Genomic DNA, 4,184 nt, shown 5'->3' with positions numbered 1-4,184 from the left:
AATCGCTACAGCAAAAGTGACGATAAAGCCAGCTGCTGGGTACGTGTTGCACAAGGCTGGGCGGGCAGCCAGTACGGCATGATGGCGCTGCCGCGTATTGGCCATGAAGTGATTGTGAGCTTTTTAGAAGGCGATCCAGACCAACCCATCATCACTGGGCGAACGTTTAATGCGCTGAACGTGCCGCCGTATAAATTGCCGGACAATAAAACCCGCACCGTCATTCGCACGCAAAGTCATCAAGGTCAAGGCTATAACGAACTGAGCTTTGAAGACCAAGCCAAGAAAGAGCAAATCTATCTGCACGCGCAAAAAGACCTCAACGTGCAAGTCAACAATGACCGCAAAGATGAAGTGGACCACGACTGGCACCAAACTGTGACCAACGAGCGTTTTAGCCACATTAAAGTCAATGACCACCTCACGGTTGATGGTGAATCACGCCAGCACACTAAGGGTAATCAAACCCTAAGCATTGAAGGTACGCTGTATTTGAAAGCAGGCCAAGCTTGGGTATCAGAGACAGGCGCAGAAATTCACATTAAATCTGGCCAGAAGGTGGTGCTCGATGCAGGTCATGGGATCACATTAAAAGCTGGCGGCAGCTTTATCACGGTAAACCATGCTGGTGTGTCTGTTGTTGGCGACTCTATTGACCTCAACTCTGGGGGCAAAGCTGCTAAAGGCTCAGATTACGCTGGTGTTGAGCCCACTTTGCCAAAATTAATCAAGCAGGATTCGTCGAAAACGACAAAAAACGATGACGATAACACGAAAGCAGAGCCGTCTAACAACTCGACGCCTACTGACGATTCATCCTCTTCGCAAGCGTCTGATCAACAAAAGCGCTCTGATTCGGCAAGCCAATCTAGCGAAGCGTCAGACAACGCAAAGCAAGATGCAAAAAAACAACAGCAATCAGACGATGATGTTACTCAATTTACTTTTTCGGGATAACGCAGTACACCCATGAATCTTCTCTATCCACTGAATAAAAAAGACGGCACCGCATTTACCAGCCAACACGAGCTAGAAGAAATTATTCAAGCGGAACACATCGGTCAATATGGCTTTAACCCCAGCAACCAATGCTGGCACGGCGGCGTTCACTTCACCAACAAAAATGCACCATGGTTAAAAGATGATCAGCCGATTCAGGCCATCGCCGACGGCACTGTGGTAGCGTGCCGCATCAATGATTGCTATCAAGTCTCGCAGTTTGAAGGTAACGATTTAAAATACAGCAACGATTTTTGTTTAATAAAGCACGAGCTCGCTAACCCTAAAAATAAAGAAGATGTGTTCACCTTCTTCAGTTTATATATGCATCTGGCTCCGCTTTGCGATCCGCACCGTCACCCCACTCAATATCCACGATACAAGATTGAAAATGATCGCAATGTGCATCCACAAGCCAGCATGGAGCACTCTTCATCCGTGCTCAAAAAAGGGAGCATTATTGAAGAGACCGAATCTACGCAATCTAGCGCCACACGATCTAAAAACTACCAGCTAAAACCGTTCAAAGTTATCCGCTGTGACGAGGACAGTTTCGTCGGGCAAGTTATTTGGTTAGCAACTGGCCAATATAGCGATGATGGTGAGCTACACGATTTATTTCATGGCTTTGCGAAGCCCTATTCACCACCCAATTGGTTAATGACGAAAATCACCGTCAAAACCAAAGTGGATGACTTGCGTGCGCGAGGCGAGCCAACGATAAAACAGCATCAGTTTTATGCAGGTGGGCAGGCGTTTAGTATCCCAAAGGGGACAATATTAACCTACGACTCACTCGGAGAATGCTGCGAGCAAATGATTAATGGCGTCCCTCACTTGATGGCCAAATGCCAATTTGACGCCTCTACCCCTGTAGTCAACAAACACGGCCAGAAAGCCAAGACCGCTTGGGTCTGTGTGGAGAGCCAGTTCGTTGAGACCATCCACGCCACACCACTGCAACTAGATACCACCCATTATTTCGGCGATCATTCTCACCTCCATATCAAAGCTGGCACGCCCATCGGTTATTTGGGCCAGTTTGATGTCGCCACACTGGAAGGGAAACCCTACTTTACTACGCGTTTCCAAATTCATTTCGAATTACTTGCCGCAAGTCAGCCCCCGCAATATTTTGTTGATGCGTTCTTAGGCAAACCAAAAGATGGCAATGCTACGCCCTATCACTTTCTCGCCGATGATCAATGCGATGGCTATCTTGAGAAGAAAAATCCATCAAAGTTTTTTATTTCCGTTTTGGAAGGAATAAAAAATGAGCAGTCAGAATTAAAAGACACGGATATTGTTGAAAACCTGACACCCTGGGATAGCTGCAAATATATTATTGCCCGTCATCAAAGTGAATGGGCCAAAGCATCCAATGATAAGCCGTTTTTGCAAACCATGTTAGATAAGTTAGTGAATAAACTTGACGATAAAACCGCCCGGTTTCAACAGCTTATTGAGCATGAAAAAAAGCGCATCGACAATCTTATTTGGATACCGAGTAATCCTAAAACATTGGGTATTGGTCAGGAGACTTGGAATTGGTGGCCGGTTGGGAGTTTTCTGAGACACATCACTAGAGTAAATAAATATTTAGGTAAGGTCTATTGCGTATATGATGGAATAAATTATGGCCCCAAGATTGGCGGTAATATTACTTTAAAGAGTCTAGATGAAACTTACTGGCAAGAGATTGGGATATGTAAACAAGAAAAGCAAATCATCTTAGCTGTTTCTGCCAATGAAGGTAACTTGGACTCAGTACAAGCTTATGACAATCAACTGATTTCAGCAGGTGCCATGCAAAAAACTATCGACATGAATGGACAAGGGCAACTAACAACTCAGGTGGCTGAGTTCAGCGAGATGTTCTCGGAAGCATATAACGAGTTGTTTAAAGACAAAGGTTGGCATATTGATAGAAAGGAAGTCTACTTTTCACACCCTGACTATATGGGTGGTCAAAAACTAAGTGGACATGGATTATTGCTATCGTTACGTTCAAATTGTAAATCCGTTACCCATAATAAGCGCATCTCATGCTTGCCAGTAGCTAATTTGGCCTTTGCTATATCAGATCATAGGTTTATAAAAAAACAACTTAAAGACTTGTATGACGATTTAAATGAAGCGTTATCCATGACGATATTTCTAAAAGGCCAAAAACTACGTGTTAAAGATATATTTAAAACTAACCTGAGTAGAGCTCTAGTATTTGATGAGCATATTAATAGACCTAATCATATCTATACAGATATTCCCAGAGCAATGACAGAATATTTTTCAAAGAATCCAAAAATCGATGAAAAAATAGCAAATTGGTCATATAAGGAGAGGTGTCAAAGAGAAGTTGAAATCATGAAGATATACGGTCCTAAAAGAAAAATGACAAGCGCCGTCCAAAGATATAGAAACATAGTAAAGGCTTTAACATGAAAAACAATATACTAATAACTTTGATCGTACTATTTTTTTCAACTACAGCAAATGCTGGTACTCTCATGAAAGAAAATGGTAGCTACTATCTTAAAACATCACATGGAAAGTTTAACCTATATAGCCCTATGCCTAACGGCAAGCTATACAACAGCCATTGGGGAAGCGATTTGGGAACGGTTAGTTACTCGAAGGACCATTCTATAGCTATGATACAACGAACTGTACACTCGACACTTTCAGGCCCCAAAAAAAGCATCCCTATCGAGTCAGACTATTGCGAAATTTTCAACTTAAATACAGGTTGCATTCTGGCTATTGGTCAAGATGATAATTGCGATGGAAAATGGATAGGTAATAATATATTTAGATGGTATGGATATGATACAAACTATAATAAAACTTATATACCTAAACCGTCAGAATTTTTGGAATTCTATAAAGTTTCTGCTTTTCCATCATTTTCGCTAAAAAGCTACGAAGCGTGCTATCCAGTAACAAAAGATAATCAGATGTACTATAAAGAGATAAAACACGGATATAGAGCACATAAGTTTTCTCCTTAGCAGTAAGCAATTACTTAGCCAAGGATGGCTATGGCATTATTATTGCGATAATATTATCTGATGTATAATACCCCGTACAAATAAAAAACAATAAATATAAAAATATTTTAATATGTCGTATAAAACCGTACCTACCCTATTGTTATTAACATTATCAACCACTACCAGTGCAGGGAC

The 4,184-nt window shown here is 41.8% G+C and carries 3 protein-coding genes; all 3 read left to right on the top strand.

What is annotated here, in order from left to right; genetic code table 11:
* Nucleotides 1–957, top strand: a 957-nt coding sequence (locus M9194_RS21470; protein ID WP_250614753.1) for a type VI secretion system Vgr family protein, incomplete at its 5' end; no start/stop codon positions are given.
* Nucleotides 958–969: 12 nt separating this feature from the next.
* On the top strand, nucleotides 970–3,441 hold the full coding sequence (locus tag M9194_RS21465; RefSeq protein WP_250614752.1) for a hypothetical protein: 2,472 nt from the start codon (nucleotides 970–972) through the stop codon (nucleotides 3,439–3,441).
* The gene (locus M9194_RS21460; RefSeq protein WP_250614751.1) at nucleotides 3,438–4,007 is read left to right on the top strand and encodes a hypothetical protein; all 570 of its coding nucleotides are present in this window, start codon (nucleotides 3,438–3,440) and stop codon (nucleotides 4,005–4,007) included. The genes M9194_RS21465 and M9194_RS21460 overlap by 4 nt, the downstream gene beginning before the upstream one ends.
* Nucleotides 4,008–4,184: the final 177 nt, after the last annotated feature.

It is taken from the genome of Vibrio sinus (genome assembly GCF_023634645.1).
Taxonomy (GTDB): domain Bacteria; phylum Pseudomonadota; class Gammaproteobacteria; order Enterobacterales; family Vibrionaceae; genus Vibrio; species Vibrio sinus.
This window is presented reverse-complemented; position numbering and strand designations above follow the sequence as displayed.

Excerpts from the sequence above, each read along its gene's own strand:
- M9194_RS21460 (WP_250614751.1), top strand. The coding sequence starts at position 3,438 with ATGAAAAACAATATACTAATAACTTTGATCGTACTATTTTTTTCAACT.
- M9194_RS21465 (WP_250614752.1), top strand. The coding sequence starts at position 970 with ATGAATCTTCTCTATCCACTGAATAAAAAAGACGGCACCGCATTTACC.